Origin of the sequence: Pedobacter fastidiosus (genome assembly GCF_014306625.1) — a bacterium.
Classification (GTDB): Bacteria; Bacteroidota; Bacteroidia; order Sphingobacteriales; family Sphingobacteriaceae; genus Pedobacter; species Pedobacter fastidiosus.
The window spans coordinates 13,907-31,778 of sequence record NZ_JACRYL010000004.1; the positions used below are offsets into that span (position 1 = coordinate 13,907).

The following is a 17,872-nucleotide window of genomic DNA, read 5'->3' on the forward strand; positions in this document are numbered from 1 at the left end:
GATAGGAAGATTATCTACAAAATTAAACCGTAATCGTTTCTTCCTTTTTTCTATTGCTAAAGGCAATTCCCAATGTCATAACGATGCTCGATCCTAGTACAACTAAAAACAGAAACGATGGACCAACTTCAGGGATTTTTAATGAAGCCGGCAAATTAAAGTATAATAATATGCTGATTAATCCCCGTGGTGCTATATATATTATTGGTGCAAGGCTCTCCTTTTTAAAGAATTTCAGACAAATAAATCGAATTGCATAAATGGAAGCTAGGATAAAGAAACCATTGGCAAGTACAGGCTGATCATTTAGTTCGTAGATGTTCATCGTAAAACCAAAAATTACAAAGAAAAAGGTTCTTAAAATGAAAGCACTTTCTGCTGAAAGTTGATAAAGCTGAGATAAATCGGCAGTTAAGTTTTTGTATAAAAAAACACTCCTAAACCATGCGTTCTGAATGGTATCTGCATTGTTAAGAAACAAACCCGTACTCAAAATTAACACTAACGAAGATAAATGATAAGATTGGCCAATGGCATAAACCAAAATTAGAATCGAAATAATCAGAAAGAATTTTATATGGTGAACAAGTTTGCCCATAATGTATAAAAGAACGATACAGGCAATTGCAGAGAGTAAAATAATAAGAAATGTACTTAAACCCAAGCTAATAAACGATGAAGTAGAAATAGATGGATTGGTGATTGCAAAATTGAAGATGATGATGCCTAGAATATCAGAAAACGAAGATTCGTAAATTACAAATTCTTTGTTGCTCTTATTTAGTGCGGCTGCAGAAGGGATAGCAATAGCCGAACTGATTACACTAAATGGAATGGCATTGGCAATGCAGGTGTATAAATCTTTGTGCGTAATTTGAAAGATAATAAAAGTAATTACCGAAACAGTAGCCAATAAAATAGTTAGTGCCGATAGGAATGCACTTTTTATAATGGTGTTTTTCTGCTTATCGTACTTCAGTTCTAGTGAGCCTTCAAAAACGATTAAAATTAAACCAACAGTACCCAAAGTTGGTAAAATAGTTAGGAAATTAAACGTGTGGATTTTTAAATTATCAATCAATAATCTTAAGCCGATACCCAATAAAAGCAATAATAAAACCGAAGGTATTTTGGTTTTACTGGCCACTAAATCAAACAGATAAGAGAAAATCACTAATCCGCTTAAAATGATAAGGATGGTATAAGTTGTCATGTTTTCAGCGTATTGTTAATCGCTAAAATAACACAATCATCCTAATGAGTATGAAATTTTTTGTAAAAATTATGCTTTAAAGAAAAGTGCTTTAAGTTCATTTGCATCATCAGGATGCATTTTTCCGCCTAAAACCAAACGTAATTGTCTGCGTCTTAATGCACCATGAAAAAGTTCAAACTCTTCTGGTGTTTCTGGAGTAAGTTCGGGAACAGGAATAGTACGTGCACTTTGATCAACCGCTACGAAAGTGTAATAGGCCTCATTACTTTTTTGGCGGGCACCACTTGGAATATTTTCTGCCCAAACATCTAAGCGAACTTCTACAGATGTATTAAAAGCACGAGTTACTTTGGCTTCGATTGTAATTACATCGCCCAGTTTAATGGGGTGTTTAAAAGAAACGTTATCTACAGATGCGGTTACAACGATACGATTGCAATGTTTTTGAGCTGAAATTGCGGCGGCAATATCCATCCAATGCAGTAAACGACCACCCATTAAATTGTTTAGTGTATTGGTATCGTTTGGCAATACCAATTCGTTCATTATTGTAAAACTTTCTCTAGCAAATTTCTTTTTAAGACTCATAATCGAGCGCAAAAGTAAATAAAATGTGGGTTAAAACAGCATAAACAGCTAGCGAAGTTTTATTGAGTTGTGAAGAAGGAGCGCTTTCTCCGTTTATGAAAAATAAGTGTTTCACAGTTTAGATTTGACAACTTTAATTGCAAGTAGGAAAGAAAGTTGTCAAATCTCAAAAGCTTTTAAAGTAAGTTTCCCCAATTGATCAAAAAAGGTGTTTCATGGTTTAGATTTGACAACTTCAATTTCAAATAGGAAAGAAAGTTGTCAAATCTTAAAAGTCAAAAAATAATTACAGAATATAATACGAGCCAACTGGTGCAAGTTCTGTTTGAGGCTTATCCTCGTACAATTTATTATCATCCAGCATTTGGCATAAATCACATTCTATATTTCTACAAATCGTTGTTGTAGGTGTATCTGTAGGTTTATTTTCAAATGGATCTTGAAGGTGAACTGCCATTTTCTCAACCAATAAGAAAAATGTAGCTATGGCAACAACCAATGGAACTTCCATATATCCAAAATATTCAATTAATCCGAAAGGCAATAAAACGATGAATAAATGGATCGACATATTGATGTACTTGCTGTAAGTAACTGGGAAAATGGTGTTTTTTATTCTTTGCGATCCACCCATGTGGTTACATAAAGCGGTTAACGTTTTATCAATTTCTATCTGTTGATATTGATTAATCCAGCCTTCATTCAAGGCTTTTCTCAAATCCATTGCATGAAGTTCCAATATAGAAACCGTAACATTGCGGTGCCTTTTAATAAATAGCATATCTTCTTCGGTTAAATACCTTTCCAATCCTTTATAGGGACTAAAACCTCTTAAAGATTGACTTAGCGAATAACACCAGGCAATTTGGCGTTTTACAAATTTTGCTTTAAAAGCTTCAATTTCTTCTGAACCATAAGTGTTTTCTACAAGGTACAATATCTGGCGGGAGAGGGTTCTTGAATCATTAACTATGGAACCCCAGATAATTCTTGCCTCCCACCATCTATCGTATGCCTGGTTAGAACGAAATGCCAATAAAAGAGATATAATTGTTCCCAATAATGCCGGTACAGCTACTGGAATTGAGATACGTGTAACATGAAAATTTTGGTATAGAACTACAATGCCAAGCGAATATGCAATAACAAAAAAGAGTTCTTTCTTTATTTTACCAAAAATATAGGTGAGTGGAATATTATTTCGTAACAGCATAATATAAAGTTTTTCGTAATTAATTAAGCGTTTGCTTTTTCCAACTGAGTTTCATGAATTCTAGTTTCAATCAAGTTTTCTGGTGTATGTACAGCACTTGTATCTAACTGAATAACTTCACAACCAGCTCGTTCTGTTAAATATTTTGGATCGATACTGAATTTATTAATCGGACTGAAATTGTAATTCTTCGGATAAGCAATGCAATCAACATCAAAAGCATCGATAAAATTTTTGAAGGCCGAAACCGTACTTCCATAAAAATATTCTATTCCTATGGTTTGAACCTGATCAGAATATTGAACTTTATATTGATTTAGTTTTTCATAAAAGGCATCGCTAACATTTTCGTAATCGCGACTTCTTCTGCTCAACATTAACATATCTGTAATAGAATCTGATAATTTAAAAGCATGAATAAAAATAATTTTTAAGCTTTCTTTAGGTTGATCGTTAACTAATGCATCAATAATTTTTGTGCTTTCTAGATTAAAATCGGTCGGAATTAATATCGTTTTCATAGGTGTTTCTTATTTAAATATTTTATTAATAAATTATTTATACAAGTTTACCTTGATGTTATTATAGCGAAATAAGAACGAGATTAAAATGAGATTAGAATTTTAATAAAGTTCACTGGTTCATTGGTCAGTTGTTCATTGGTAACCCACTGGCTAACAAATAGCAATAAATAGGCGTGTTCACTGGTTCATTGGTCAGTTGTTTATTGGTAACCCATTGGCCAATAAATAAGCAATAAATAGGGGTGTTTACTGGTTCATTGGTCAGTTGTTCATTAGTAACCCATTGGCTAACAAATAAGCAATGACTAATAGTAATAGCTTAATAACCAATGATTAATGACCAATGAACCAATGACTATTGAACTAATGACTAATGAACTAAATATTTATTGGGAGGATAATCTTAATTTCTGTGCCGACGCCTTCTTGAGATTTTATCCCGATACTGCCTCGGTGCAAACGAATGATGTTTAAGGATAATGGTAAACCTACGCCATAACCTTTAAATTCGTTGGTGTTTGATGCCCGAAAGAATGGTTCGAAAATGTGCTGAATATCACTTTGTGGAATTCCAATACCCTTATCTGTAACGGCAATGGAAAGAATATTTCCTTTACTTTCTAAATTTATGCTTATAGGATTGTTGTTAGAGTATTTACAGGCGTTGCTTACAATGTTAGAGATGGCGAGCTTAATTAAGTTTTTATTCACCTTTAATGTAAGCTGTTCCTCATCTTCTGGCAAAGTTCCAAAATCAATTTCGATTAAGCTGTCTGGATGAACCTGATTAACAGATTGTTTAATTTCCCAAAGCAATTCATCCATTCTAACCTCTTCTCGAGGTTGGTTTTTGCCATTAAAACCAGATTGCGCCAAACCTAATAAGCTGGTTAAAATATGTTCTAATCTTTCCGATTCATCTTTAATTTTGGAAAGTGCTTTATGTTGTTTTTCGGCATCATCCTTGGCTTTCATTGCCAATTCCACTTCTCCACTAATTATGGTTAATGGCGTTCTTAACTCATGAGATGCATTGCTGATGAAATTATTCTGAGTTTCGAAAGCAGTTTCCAATCGGTTAAGCATGTTGTTAAAAGTTTGCGCAAGCTCAGACATTTCATCGCTTCCTTTTTTAACATCTAACCGTAAGTGAAGATTTTCTGCCTTAATTTTCTTAACACTTTTAATAATGTTTCTTAAAGGCACCAGCATGTAATTCGAAAATTTCCAACCCACTACAAATGATAATATAACGGAAAGGAAAAAACCAATAATGAGAATTCTTTGCAGATCCTTCAACTCCCTAAAACCAAAAGGATCATTGGCCGAAACAATTACGACATAACCTTTTTGAGAATTATTAAAAAATTTTCCTGCATAGAAATGATTATCAACACGGTATCTTGCCATGAAACCTGCATTAATCTTTTCGTAAAAACTTGCCGGAAGTTCACGGTTTACCTTCTCTTGCACCTTACCAGCCTCAATAATAAATTCTTTTTCTGATGGTAAACGCTCTAGATATTGATTACGCATTTTAGCATAAACATCATTGTTGCCATCCTTGTAAAGCCGTATTTGCGCCGCAATATTAACCCGAGCTTCTAATCGTTTGTAAAAATCTTCGAAAGCGAAATCATTAGAAAAGTACCAAACAAAACCACTTAATAAGGAAATGATTATAGCAGATAAAATGGCAAACAATAAGGTTATTTTCTTGGCAATCTGCATTTATTTCTCTTTTAAAACGTAGCCTAGTCCAACAGCCGTATGGATCAGCTTTTGATCGGAATTCTTATCAACCTTTTTACGAAGGTAATTTACATAAACATCAACCACGTTGGTGCCGAGATTAAAATCAATATCCCAAACATTTTCTAGAATATCTATTCTTGATAATATTTTCGATTTATTTCTGGCCATATATTCCAATAAACGATATTCTGTAGCGGTAAGTACAATATCATTATTGTTGCGCTGAACACTTTTTGCAGTTATATTAATCTGCAAATCAGCAATATTAATAATTTGATCGTTGCTAACAACACCACTATATCGCCTTATTAAAGTTCTAATCCTAGCGAAAAGTTCGGCAAATTTAAAGGGTTTTATTAAGTAATCATCTGCACCATTATCCAACCCGTTAACAACATTTTCTGTTGTTCCGAGTGCGGTTAGCATGATGATTGGTGTATTTGGTTTCTCATTTTTGATGATTTTACAAAGCTCTAAACCATTAAGTCCAGGGAGCATGATATCCATAATAATTAAATCAAAGTGATTATTCTTAGCCATTTGTTCGCCAATTAAACCATCGGGCGCAATGCTAACCTTAAAACCTTCTTCTGTTAATCCTCTTGAAATTACAGACACCACATTAGGTTCGTCTTCTACGAGTAATAAATTCATCTATTGGCAAGTAATCTAAAAATAGGGGAAATACAAAATTTCAGATCAGACTAATTTGAAATTTAATGCTTTTTTAACGCACAGCCGACACAATTGTTTGAAAATCCTTGAAAATGAGCTAAAAAGAAAGCCTCTTGAAAATAAATTCAAGAGGCTGATCATTATTTTACCACGATATTTAATTAGGTTTTTCTGATTTTTCCTTTAAATATTGAAGGCCATTTTCGAAATCTTTGCCAATCATTTTATCCATAGCCAAAAAGCCGAACCATTTGCTAAAAGCAGTTTCGTTTTCACCGCTCATGCTCCAGATAACTTTATTTCCATCACCAGATTTTTCGATATCAAAACGGGTATCTGCTAAACTTTCCATCGGTTTTAAAAATTTAAGCTCAATATCTACCATTTTATTTGGCTCAACCTTAACAATTTTCATGTATCCCGATCCGGTTTCCTTTCCTTCCCATTCATACAAATGATCTGGTTGTTCTACGGTTCCGCTTATTTTTGTTTTTGCAGTCGGTTCCATTTTTGCCCAGGGATTCCATTTATAGAATTCGTTAAAATCTGCAATGTTTTTGTAAATGGTACTGTCTGATGCTTTAATTACCGCACTTCTGGTTACAGAATAGGTTTTGGGAAGGAATAAACTTCCTCCGAAAAAAATTACCGCCAAAACGACAATAATTCCAATTAAGATTCTTAAAAATTTCATATTTGATTTGTTTGGTTATCTAAATCTATAAAGAAAGCAACGCAAATCAAAAGAATATTTTTTAAATGATTTTAATCTTTGGTTGAGGGCTATTAATCTTAAAATGCATTAAATCTGCAATAGATTGAGCCTTTTGCTTAATTGTTGATGCGTTTTCTCCTTCAAACAATTCATCAACGGTTTCGAAAAAAATCTTCTTCCAAGTATCAAACTCTTTCTCATGTAAAGGTGCCTTCTCATTTATAGCAAAGTGGCTAAGCATTGGGTTGCCTTTGTAAATGGCTTTGCCGAACAAAATACTTTCCCAAAAATCGTACATTTTAGGTAAGTGGTGCTTCCAATCTACTTTAACAACATCGGTAAATATCGGTCCTATGGTAAGGTTCTGCTGAATTTTGGTGTAAAAGGAATCGACTAATAAAATGATATCAGATCTATTGTTAATATCGACTTTCATTACAATTGGATTTAATTTTATAGCGAGACAAAGATCTTAAATCAACAATAAAAGAAAGTGATCATCATCATAATCGCCTGCTATTTTGATAATATAAGTTCCATCGTATCATAATTAATCAGGGCTTTAAACTTCATTAAAATATCGCCACCAATAATGCTCATAATAGGGGGGTGGCCAAACTGCTGATAAGTATCGCTAACCGATTGAAGATCAAAGGCTACGGTTTCGTAATCTTTTAGCTTTAGCTTTCCGATTTTAAGCTCAGGAATAGTGGCCTGGATAGTTGTAGTTGTAGTAAAAAGTGTTGCTGCATTAATTTCATCAGAAACATGAAGCGTTTCTGAAAGATGGCTTTCTATTAACCCTTTATCGAACACACTTCTTGATGCGCCTGTATCTAAAACAGCAAAATGCTTCTGCTTAAAAACAACAATTTCCACCAATAGGTGGAAACCGTCATCTTGTAAATTTATAAGTTTTAATGGAATTGAAATTGACTTCATTTAATGATTTTATCAAAATTTTCACCACCTAATACAACTTAGAACAGCTGAGTTGGGTGCATAAATTGGTGAGTTTTTTGTTTTTAAACTAATTTCATTTCAGCCAGTACACTATTCATATTTCTAACGGCATCAGCACTTTTGTTAAATGCAGTTTGTTCTTCTTCCGTGAGTTTAAAGTCGATGATTTTTTCCCAACCACTGCGGCCGATAATTACTGGAACGCCTAAGCAAATATCTTCTTGACCATATTCTCCTTCTAAAGAAACACAGCAGGTAAATAGTTTTTTCTCATCGCGTAATATGGCTTCAACCAAAGCTGCGCCTGCCGCACCTGGTGCATACCACGCAGAAGTTCCAATTAATCCAGTTAAAGTGGCGCCACCAACCATGGTATCAGCAGCAACTTTATCTAAAGTAGCCTTGTCTAATAAATTACTCACTGGCAAACTTTGGTAAGTAGCTAAACGCGTTAAAGGAATCATAGTTGTATCACCATGGCCACCAATTACGAAGCCCTGCAAATCATTTGGATTGCAATCTAAAGCCTGCGATAAGTAAAATTTGAAACGTGAGCTATCCAAAGTTCCACCCATACCAATAATGCGGTTTTTCGGAAGTCCAAGAGATTTTAGTGCCAAATAAGTCATGGTATCCATTGGGTTACTAATCACAATAATGATCGCCTCTGGAGAAAATTTTAATATATTTTCGGCAACACCTTTAACAATGCCGGCGTTAATTCCAATCAACTCTTCACGCGTCATTCCTGGTTTACGTGGTAAGCCTGAAGTGATTACAACAACATCAGAACCAGCTGTTTTACTGTAATCGCCAGTAACACCGATAATTTTTGTATCGAAACCTAAAAGGGTTGCGGTCTGCATCATATCTATGGCTTTACCTTCGGCAAAACCCTCTTTAATATCCAACAAAACAAGTTCGTTAGCTAATTCTTTACGGGCAATATTATCTGCACAAGTTGCGCCAACTGCGCCTGCACCTACAACCGTTACTTTCATATTTCTAAATTTTGGTTTGCTGTTGTTAATTATCAATCGAAGTTAAAAATAAATATAAGCTTAAAAAATGCTTTTCAAAACTTTATAATTATCAAACTGTTATAATAGGAAACCAATTTATGAAATTAAAGAACTTCAAATTTTTGTGCTTGCTAATTCTTTTGTTTTCAAGTGCTCTCTTAACTTCATTCACCATTCTTCCTCAAATTAATGTTATAGAAAACAAAGCTATAGCGAAAATTAATTTTAAAAATTTTCAAGGTAAATGGTATTCTTTAACGAGCATACCAACTGCTCTAGATAAAAAATGGTGTAAAACTGTAGAAAATTATACCTTGAAAGATGACCACCTCGATGTGTTTACTACCTATTATAAAATTGGAAATACAGAGCAGAAATCTATAAAATCTAAATTATTTTTTTACTCGGGTAATCCAGATGGGGGAGATGAAAGCTCAGTTTGTTTGGCCATTAAAAATTGGTTACAGGGTAATCGAACTTCCTGATGATTATAGTTATGTTGTAATTGGCCACCCAGATAAAAAGTATCTTTTTATAATGAGTAGAAAGCCGAATATGGATCAGAAATTAATGACCGCTATTGTTGAAAGATGTAGGCAAATAGGATATGATGTTGATAAGCTGGTGAGCCAAGAACATAATTAATAACGATATAAAATAAACATACATTTTACCAAATGGAAAATAAACCAATCTCCAACATTGATTTTAAAGCTTTCGAAGGCAAGTGGTATTCGCTATATTCTATCCCAACTCTTTTGGATAAAAATTGGAAACAAACAACAGAAACCTATACACTGGTAGATGGTGGCCACTTTGATGTGTTTACTACCTATCACAAAGAAGGGAAAGCGGAAGAAAAATCGATTACTTCCAAACTTTTTTTTGATCCAGAAAAACCTGATGGCGACATGAAAGCCCAGTTTTTGTGGCCTTTTAAAATTGGCTACTGGATTATCGAATTGGCTGATGATTACAGTTATGTAGTTGTTGGACATCCAGATGAAAAATACCTTTTTATTATGGCCAGGGCACCAAAAATGGAAGCCGATTTATTGGTCGATATTATTGAAAGATGTAGAGAAAAAGGATATGATGTAAGTGAATTAGTAACTCAAGAACATTTTTAGATTAGGTTTCGTTCCAGTTTAGATTGAGACGAAAACGTATTTAAATTGATATAAAAATTAATAAATAAGAAAAGAAATGAAAGTATTAATGGTACTAACATCCCATAGTGATTTGGGAAATACAGGTGAAAAAACAGGTTTTTGGATTGAAGAATTTGCTGCACCTTATTACGTTTTAGCTGATAACGGTGTCGATATTACAGTTGCATCTCCAAAAGGAGGTCAACCACCAATAGATCCAAAAAGTGATGCTCCTGATGCACAAACGGAAGCAACTATAAGATTTAAAGCGGATGAAGAGCTTAAAGAAATTCTTGCCAATACTGTTCAGTTGAGTTCAGTAAATGAAAAGGATTACGATGCTGTTTTTTATCCCGGTGGGCATGGGCCATTATGGGATTTAGCGAATGATGAGAAATCTATTTCTCTTATTCAAGAATTTTATGGTGCAAATAAGCCCGTTGCATTTGTTTGTCATGCACCCGGAGTTTTAATCAATGTAAAAACTGCCGATGGAGAGCCACTGGTAAAAGGTAAAGAAGTTACAGGGTTTTCTAATTCTGAAGAAGAAGCCGTTAAACTGACTGATGTTGTACCCTTTTTACTAGAAGATGAATTTAAAAAATTAGGAGGACATTACAGTAAGGGTGCAGATTGGAGCTCTTATGTGAAAAAGGATGGACTTTTAATTACTGGTCAAAACCCAGGATCATCAGAAGAAGCAGCAGAAGTGCTTTTGAAAACTTTGAGAGGTTAGAAAGAGAATTTAAACGGGTGGAATTGCCCGAAATGCGATAAGTATTTCGGCTTTTTTTAAATAATTCTGAGCCAATTGTCAAGTTCTTTATCCGAGATTTCTGATTGCTCTGATTTATCATAAATTGATAACAAATATATTTTACTTTCGACTACTTGTAAGTGTGTTATAACTCTGGCACCGCCAGATTTTCCTTTACCTTTTGATGCAATTGAAATCCGAATTTTGTAGCAGTTATTACCAAGAGATTTCCCCTGTTCCGGATTCTCTTTTAAGGATTGTATTAATGCTAAAAATTCCAATTTCAAGGATGGAAACTTTTTAGCTAAGCGTTTAAGTTGTTTTTCAAAGAAGTGCGTTACTTCAATATTATAGTTCATTCAAAAGCTCTTCGGCAGATTTTAACTTTATTTTTCCTTTTTTCGCTAATTGCACTTCCTCTGCAGAGGATTTTAATTCCTTTATAAATTGAGCTTTTCGGATGCTGATTGCTTCTGTTTTTACAAACGATAACTGATTCAATAATTCCATTACAAAATCAGCTTTTTCATCTTTTACATCTAATAAAACTTTCATATATTTTATTTTTAATAAAGATAAGTATTTTGGATTAAATGATTACGTGGAAAGAATAGATTTAAAATTTGTAATCGGTTGGTGTCTCACTGAATGAAAAAAGTTATTCTTTTACAATTTCCCATTTTTCGAAAGTCGTTCTTAATCCAAGTTTTTTTTCCTCATCATAACTCACTAAACTAACAACACCATCTTTCGCCTCCAAAATAATTTCTACAGGTGATTTAGTTCCATCACTTTGTAAAATATATCCTTTATAATCAGCTTTTCCCGTGATTATTTTTTTATCAAACGTACATTCTACACTTTCAATTACGGTGTCGAAGGTTGCGTTACCATCGTTCAAGCTTTCGCTTTCTACAGTAATTAGTTTTTTGGCTGGGTTAAAAATAATATGAGTAGAAGCAGCAACTTCCTCGCCACTTGGTGTAAGTAATTTATTTGTACTGTATTTTATGGTTTGCTCACAAATTTCTGCTTCTTGATTTGAAAATTTAATTTCCGAAAAGCTGTTAAACAATAAAAATGCACTGCAAAGTAGAAGGTAATGTAGGGGTTTTGTTTTCATAGAGCGGTTGATTTTAGATTTACTAAAGTAGTGAAATTTTATTTTTCCTATTGGTTTGTGTTACACCTACCTAAAAAATTCTTTTATTAGGTTTAGAAAATTTAAAATGTTACGAAGGGATTACAGATCCCAACCAGCGTTGTTTTTTGCCTTACTACTTATTATTAATAAATTTTATGGCTTCTTGAATGTTTTTATCTAAAAGTAAATCATCAAAATTATCTTGCTTTGAAACGGCAATATCAGGAATGATTTGTTCGAAATAATTGCCATTTCTATCTGTATCGTAAGTAGTAGTTAGTGCCATTGTAATATCAAATGGCAATGGCCAATAAATATTCCCAGTAGTAGCTCCGTAAGTTCTTTCTCCAATAAATATGGTATTTTGCCTGCCTTTAAATGCAAGTGCTATTACTTCTCCGGAGCTTGCCGTAAACAATCCAGAAATTACAGCTACTTTGGCATGATCAAGCATTTCTCCCTTGGCATCGATATGTGCCATCTGTTTGCCGTTATCATAATATTTGCCCTTTACTAATTTTATTTTATTCGTCATTTTCTTATTAGCATTAAGCGATCCACCAATGCTATTATCGCCCAATAAATCGTATAAAGCAAGCAACATAGGCCACGAATTGCCACCTGTATTCATACGTAAATCTAAAATCCAACCCTCAATCTTATTATTGGTTTTAAAGTTAGCTATCTGATTATATAGAGGCTGAGCAATTTTGTGAATGCTCTGAGGACTAATGTCAAAAAATATCATTTTTGGCATCAAAATGTAGCCAAACCTTTCATTGAGTACTTTAATTTCAAAAACCGGCTTGCTATTGTATTTGTTTTTCCATTGCTTACTATAATCCTCTTCTGGTATTTTCTTTCCGGTTGCGGCGTATTTATTTTCTTTATAATAGATATTGCAATGTGTTGCACCTATTTTGTCAAACAATATTTTAACCTCAGATAGCGAATTTTCGAAAGTGGCATATTGCTTTAAAGATTGCATAGTTTCAGATTCTGCAACTTGCCAGTTAACCGTATTCCGATGCAAGTAGTTCTTTTTTAGAGCAGAGAAAAGTTCAGCATAAAATACTTTTATACTATCTTGAGGGATCATTTTTTCTTGTGCGCAAAGTTTAAGAGATAAACTCAAAATAAAAAATATTCCAAATAATCTTTTCATTTTATATTTTAAAAAGTGCAGTACTTTATCATCATAGACGAACTTCTTTATATAATGGTTGCAACACGCTGTGAAATTTTAATTTATTAAAAATAAACACCAAAATCATGGTTATTGATGTTTGGTGAGGGCTGAGAAATGCAAAGATTAAAATTCTAAGATCAAAAAACGGGATTACAAATTCCGACTAGTGGAGATGGTTAGTTTAGTAATGCCGTCATTTCGAGCGAAGTCGAGAAATCTTTGAACAGTTAATAAAGTTTTTATATCGGTGTGCTTCAATGAAAAAATGATATTGGTTTTTAATTATTTATTTCGCGGATTCTTCATTACTTGCAGAATAAAAGCAACGCAGCACCAATTTCTTTTGTTGATAAAATTTGACAAATCCCCTTATCAAATTCCTTATTTTTGAAGAACCGTTTATAATCCGAAACGGTTAATTCTTTACCGCACACTATGTACTTAATTTTTGATACAGAAACCACAGGTTTGCCACGTAATTACAATGCACCAATTACCGATACAGATAATTGGCCACGTTGTATTCAAATTGCTTGGCAACTACACGATGAGATGGGACAGATGGTTGAACATCAAGATTATTTGGTTAAACCAGAGGGCTTTAACATTCCTTACGATGCAGAGCGAATTCATGGTATTTCAACAGAATTAGCTGAAGAACAAGGAATCACGCTTGCCGAAGTTTTAGAGAAATTTAACATTGCACTCTCAAAATCGAAATTTGTTGTTGGGCAAAATGTAGGCTTCGATGTAAATATTATGGGCTGTGAGTTTCATCGTTTTGGCGTTGAAAATCGTTTGGCAGAAATGCCTGTTTTAGATACTTGTACAGAAATTACAGCGAGTTTGTTAAAATTGCCTGGCGGTAGAGGTGGTAAATTTAAGTTGCCAACTCTAACCGAATTGCATTCCTATTTATTTGGAGTTCCTTTTAACGAAGCGCACAATGCAACAGCCGACGTGGAAGCAACTACCCGCTGTTTTTTAGAACTGATTAAGAAAGAGATATTTACAAAAGAAGAGCTACTCGTTGATGTTGAATATTTCCCCCGTTTTAGAGAAATTAATCCAGCTTCAATTCCAAGTTTTGGCATTCAGCATGTAAATTTAAAGTCGGCTTCTGATGAAATCCGCAAACGTTTACAAAAAGCTGAAGGCGGAGGGATTTCTAAACAAACCCTTACCGAAAATAAACAAGAACTGGCGGCGGCAACGTTTGTGCATTTGCACAATCACACCCAGTTTTCGGTTCTTCAAAGTACCATTAGCATTCCCGATTTAATAAAAGCTACCGCGGCGCAAAAAATGCCAGCAGTCGCAATGACGGATCATGCAAATATGATGGGTGCTTTCCATTTCGTAAGTCAGGTTTTAAATTATAATAAAGCTGCAGAAGCAAAAAATGCGGCGGCGATTGAGGCTGGAGAAAGACCAACCGAAATGATTATGACCCCGATTGTTGGCGTTGAATTTTTTGTTTGTGATGATCATTTAAACAGAACCGTTAAAGATAATGGCTACCAGATGGTGCTGTTGGCTAAAAATAAAAAGGGCTATCACAATTTGGCGAAAATGTCGTCTATTGCCTATACAAAGGGCTTTTATTATGTTCCGAGGATTGATCGAAAAGTAATTGAGCAGTACAAGGATGATATTATCGTGCTTTCAGGAAATCTTTCTGGAGAGGTTTCGAATAAGCTTTTAAATATGGGCGAAAGCCAGGCAGAAGAAGCTTTAATTTGGTGGAAAGAGAAATTTGGCGAAGATTTTTATGTGGAAATCATGCGCCACAATCAAGAAGATGAAGATCGCGTAAATGCATCTTTAATTACTCTAGCAAAAAAGCATGAGGTAAAGTTGATTGCAACAAACAATACATATTACATCAATAAAAAGGATGCCAACGCACACGATATTTTACTGTGTGTAAAAGATGGCGAAAAGCAGGCTACCCCAATTGGTCGTGGTCGCGGTTATCGTTATGGCTTGCCAAATCAGGAGTATTATTTTAAATCTCCAGAGGAAATGAAAGCGCTTTTTGCTGATTTGCCAGAGGCGATTTTAAATATACAAGAGGTAATCGATAAGGTCGAAATTTACAAACTCGCTCGTGAGGTTTTATTACCTAAGTTTGATATTCCAGAACAGTTTTTAGTTGCTGAGGATGAAGCTGATGGGGGCAAACGTGGCGAGAATAAGTTTTTGCGTCACTTAACTTACGAGGGAGCGAAAATTAGATACGGGGTTTTAACGCCAGAAATTGTCGATCGTTTAGATTTCGAATTAGCCACAATTGAGAAAACGGGTTATCCAGGTTACTTCTTAATTGTTCAGGATTTTATTGCCGAAGCCAGACGGAGAGATGTTTCAGTAGGTCCGGGGCGGGGTTCTGCTGCGGGTTCGGTAGTTGCCTATTGTCTTTGGATTACTAATATTGATCCAATAAAATACGATCTCCTTTTTGAGCGTTTCTTAAACCCCGATCGTGTTTCCATGCCCGATATTGATATCGATTTTGATGATGAGGGCCGTGGTCGCGTAATGGAATATGTGATTAATAAATACGGTTCTAGCCAGGTTGCACAAATTATTACCTACGGAACGATGGCAGCGAAGTCGTCGATTCGGGATACGGCAAGGGTTTTGGATTTACCACTTTTCGAAGCGGATAAAATTGCCAAGTTGATTCCGAATATGAAACTGGCAAAAATCTTCAATCTAGATGAAAAAAGCTTAAAAGATGCTTTACGACCAGATGAATATGAGCGTGTTCAGGAATTGAAAGCAATGGGTCTTTTAAAAGATTTGAGCGCTGAAACCATTCAGCAAGCTCAAGTTTTAGAAGGCTCATTAAGAAATACAGGAATCCATGCCTGCGGTGTAATTATTACGCCGAGCGATATTACAAACTTTGTTCCGGTAGCTACCGCAAAAGATTCTGATTTATACGTTACCCAATTTGATAACTCCGTTGTAGAAAGTGCCGGCTTATTAAAAATGGACTTTTTGGGTTTAAAAACCCTTACTCTGATTAAGGATACGGTTAAATTGGTTAAGAAAAGGCACAATGTAGTTATCGATCCTGATAATTTTCCGATTGATGATGTTGCAACTTACGAGCTTTTCCAACGTGGTGAAACCATCGGGATTTTCCAGTATGAAAGTCCGGGTATGCAGAAGTACATGAAAGAGTTAAAGCCTACAGTTTTCGACGATTTAATTGCCATGAATGCCTTATATCGCCCAGGACCAATGGAATATATTCCGAGTTTCGTAAAGCGTAAAAATGGAGAAGAAGAAATTAAATACGATTTAGATGCTTGTGAAGAATACCTAAAAGAGACTTACGGAATCACGGTTTATCAAGAGCAGGTGATGCTTTTATCACAAAAATTGGCAGGCTTTACAAAAGGCGAGGCCGATGTTTTGCGTAAGGCAATGGGTAAAAAACAAAAGGATGTTCTGGATAAAATGAAGCCCAAGTTTGTTAAACAGGCAGCAGAAAAAGGACACGATGCAGTTACTTTAGAAAAAATTTGGAAGGATTGGGAAGCGTTTGCATCTTATGCATTTAACAAATCGCACTCTACCTGTTACGCTTGGATTGCTTATCAAACCGCTTATTTAAAGGCACATTACCCTGCAGAATACATGGCTGCGGTACTTTCCAACAATATGAGCGATATTAAGCAAGTTGCTTTCTTTATGGAAGAATGTCGCCAGATGGGCGTTGTTGTTTTAGGTCCTGATGTAAACGAATCTGATTTAAAATTCTCCGTAAACGCTAAGGGCGAAGTTCGCTTTGGCATGTCGGCGGTTAAGGGTGTGGGTGAAAAAGCGGTAGAAAGTATTATCGAAGAAAGACTGGAAAATGGTCCTTATGCTACGGTTTACGATTTTGCAAAACGATCTAACACGAGGATTGTAAATAAAAAGGCTTACGAGAGTTTTGTATATAGTGGTGCTTTTGATGCTTTCGGAGGACATAGAGCACAATTCTTTTATATCGGGCCAAACGATAAAATGAATGGGATAGAGAAGATTATCAAGTATGCGAATGACTTTCAGAATAACGAAAATACCTCTCAAGCATCGTTGTTTGGAGGATCAAAAGCTGATTTGATTTTAGAACCCTCATTACCTGTTTCGCCAGAATGGGCGTTAATGGATCGATTAAAATACGAGAAAGACGCCATTGGGATTTTTCTTTCGGGTCACCCATTGGATAATTATAAATTAGAGCTCGATAAATTCTGTACGCATGGAGTAAGGCAATTGAGCATTATAAACAAGGTACGAATGGGCGATACAAACGAAGAGGTTTTAGCCGAGTTTGAGAAGCTTAAAAACCGAGAATTATGCGTTGGCGGTTTGGTGGTAACAGCTTCGCAAAGAATCACAAAAACGGGTAAACCCTTCGGTACTTTTGTTTTTGAAGATTACGAGGATGCTTCGGAAATGGCTTTGTTTGGAGAAGATTTTCTGAAATTCAAATCGTTTTTAACTGAGGGGTATTTCTTGCAAATTAGAGGTAGGGTAGGCGAGCGGTTTGGTAAGGCTGGCGATTGGGAGTTTAAAATTACTGCCATAAATTTAATGTCTGAATTGAGGGATAAATTGGCGAAAAGTTTAACCATTCAGGTTCCAATAGAACGTGTAAACGATGAACTGATGAGAGAAATCGAAGCAATTTTAGCAGACAATAAGGCAAACTCCGAACAACAAAACTGCCAACTTAACTTCGCTATTTTTGATCGTGAAAAGGAGATTATGCTGGATTTACCATCAAAGAATTTAAAAATCAATCCAAATAATAAGTTCTTAGAACAATTGCTAGGGTTGAATGTTGTAAATTACAAGCTAAACTAAGATTTATCATCATTGCGAGGCATGAAGCAATCTTAGTTAAAAATGAGATTGCTTCGTGCCTCGCAATGACGAATGAGTAGATACTCTCAAA

At 34.9% G+C, this 17,872-nt stretch carries 19 protein-coding genes; 5 read left to right on the plus strand and 14 right to left on the minus strand.

The features are described from left to right. Positions 1–22: 22 nt before the first annotated feature. The 10 genes from H7U22_RS05065 to H7U22_RS05110 all read right to left on the minus strand — a co-directional run bounded on the left by H7U22_RS05065 (position 23) and on the right by H7U22_RS05110 (position 8,650). Positions 23–1,213: a cation:proton antiporter gene (locus H7U22_RS05065; RefSeq protein WP_187070267.1), complete on the minus strand. Its 1,191-nt coding sequence runs from the start codon at positions 1,211–1,213 to the stop codon at positions 23–25. Between the two features lie 69 nt (positions 1,214–1,282). Then, positions 1,283–1,804 (minus strand): acyl-CoA thioesterase, encoded by a 522-nt coding sequence (locus tag H7U22_RS05070; protein WP_187070268.1) that lies wholly within the window; start codon positions 1,802–1,804, stop codon positions 1,283–1,285. Between the two features lie 286 nt (positions 1,805–2,090). Beyond that, positions 2,091–3,017, minus strand: coding sequence for a bestrophin family protein (locus tag H7U22_RS05075; protein WP_187070269.1), 927 nt, complete (start codon positions 3,015–3,017; stop codon positions 2,091–2,093). 23 nt (positions 3,018–3,040) lie between these two features. Further along, entirely contained in the window at positions 3,041–3,538 is a 498-nt protein-coding gene (locus H7U22_RS05080) for a hypothetical protein (RefSeq protein WP_187070270.1), read from the minus strand. Positions 3,539–3,919: 381 nt separating this feature from the next. After that, entirely contained in the window at positions 3,920–5,272 is a 1,353-nt protein-coding gene (locus tag H7U22_RS05085; RefSeq protein WP_187070271.1) for a sensor histidine kinase, read from the minus strand. Further along, positions 5,273–5,950: a response regulator transcription factor gene (locus tag H7U22_RS05090; protein ID WP_187070272.1), complete on the minus strand. Its 678-nt coding sequence runs from the start codon at positions 5,948–5,950 to the stop codon at positions 5,273–5,275. Positions 5,951–6,128: 178 nt separating this feature from the next. Then, entirely contained in the window at positions 6,129–6,665 is a 537-nt protein-coding gene (locus H7U22_RS05095) for an SRPBCC family protein (RefSeq protein ID WP_187070273.1), read from the minus strand. 61 nt (positions 6,666–6,726) lie between these two features. Next, the gene (locus H7U22_RS05100; RefSeq protein WP_187070274.1) at positions 6,727–7,122 is read right to left on the minus strand and encodes a group III truncated hemoglobin; all 396 of its coding nucleotides are present in this window, start codon (positions 7,120–7,122) and stop codon (positions 6,727–6,729) included. Positions 7,123–7,202: 80 nt separating this feature from the next. Further along, entirely contained in the window at positions 7,203–7,628 is a 426-nt protein-coding gene (locus tag H7U22_RS05105; RefSeq protein WP_187070275.1) for an aspartyl protease family protein, read from the minus strand. 83 nt (positions 7,629–7,711) lie between these two features. Then, positions 7,712–8,650, minus strand: coding sequence for a malate dehydrogenase (locus H7U22_RS05110; protein WP_187070276.1), 939 nt, complete (start codon positions 8,648–8,650; stop codon positions 7,712–7,714). A gap of 119 nt (positions 8,651–8,769) precedes the next feature. Here H7U22_RS05110 and H7U22_RS05115 point away from each other — a divergent pair, with 119 nt between their 5' ends. The 4 genes from H7U22_RS05115 (at position 8,770) to H7U22_RS05125 (ending at position 10,558) form a co-directional block, all read left to right on the plus strand. Then, positions 8,770–9,156: a lipocalin family protein gene (locus H7U22_RS05115; protein WP_262890352.1), complete on the plus strand. Its 387-nt coding sequence runs from the start codon at positions 8,770–8,772 to the stop codon at positions 9,154–9,156. Beyond that, positions 9,098–9,316: a lipocalin family protein gene (locus tag H7U22_RS23270; RefSeq protein WP_262890353.1), complete on the plus strand. Its 219-nt coding sequence runs from the start codon at positions 9,098–9,100 to the stop codon at positions 9,314–9,316. Before H7U22_RS05115 ends, H7U22_RS23270 begins: the two co-directional genes overlap by 59 nt. A gap of 32 nt (positions 9,317–9,348) precedes the next feature. Beyond that, positions 9,349–9,801: a lipocalin family protein gene (locus tag H7U22_RS05120; protein WP_187070277.1), complete on the plus strand. Its 453-nt coding sequence runs from the start codon at positions 9,349–9,351 to the stop codon at positions 9,799–9,801. A gap of 76 nt (positions 9,802–9,877) precedes the next feature. Beyond that, entirely contained in the window at positions 9,878–10,558 is a 681-nt protein-coding gene (locus H7U22_RS05125; protein ID WP_187070278.1) for a type 1 glutamine amidotransferase domain-containing protein, read from the plus strand. A 56-nt stretch (positions 10,559–10,614) separates the two neighbouring features. On the opposite strand, the gene H7U22_RS05130 is transcribed toward H7U22_RS05125, so the two are convergent. The 4 genes from H7U22_RS05130 to H7U22_RS05145 all read right to left on the minus strand — a co-directional run bounded on the left by H7U22_RS05130 (position 10,615) and on the right by H7U22_RS05145 (position 12,888). Further along, the gene (locus tag H7U22_RS05130; RefSeq protein ID WP_187070279.1) at positions 10,615–10,938 is read right to left on the minus strand and encodes a type II toxin-antitoxin system RelE/ParE family toxin; all 324 of its coding nucleotides are present in this window, start codon (positions 10,936–10,938) and stop codon (positions 10,615–10,617) included. Next, positions 10,928–11,134, minus strand: coding sequence for a hypothetical protein (locus H7U22_RS05135; protein WP_187070280.1), 207 nt, complete (start codon positions 11,132–11,134; stop codon positions 10,928–10,930). Before H7U22_RS05135 ends, H7U22_RS05130 begins: the two co-directional genes overlap by 11 nt. A gap of 103 nt (positions 11,135–11,237) precedes the next feature. Further along, on the minus strand, positions 11,238–11,702 hold the full coding sequence (locus H7U22_RS05140) for a hypothetical protein (RefSeq protein ID WP_187070281.1): 465 nt from the start codon (positions 11,700–11,702) through the stop codon (positions 11,238–11,240). A 154-nt stretch (positions 11,703–11,856) separates the two neighbouring features. Then, positions 11,857–12,888, minus strand: a complete 1,032-nt coding sequence (locus tag H7U22_RS05145) for a S41 family peptidase (RefSeq protein ID WP_187070282.1) — start codon at positions 12,886–12,888, stop codon at positions 11,857–11,859. A gap of 459 nt (positions 12,889–13,347) precedes the next feature. Here H7U22_RS05145 and dnaE point away from each other — a divergent pair, with 459 nt between their 5' ends. After that, the gene (gene dnaE, locus H7U22_RS05150) at positions 13,348–17,781 is read left to right on the plus strand and encodes a DNA polymerase III subunit alpha (RefSeq protein WP_187070283.1); all 4,434 of its coding nucleotides are present in this window, start codon (positions 13,348–13,350) and stop codon (positions 17,779–17,781) included. Positions 17,782–17,872 lie beyond the last annotated feature (91 nt).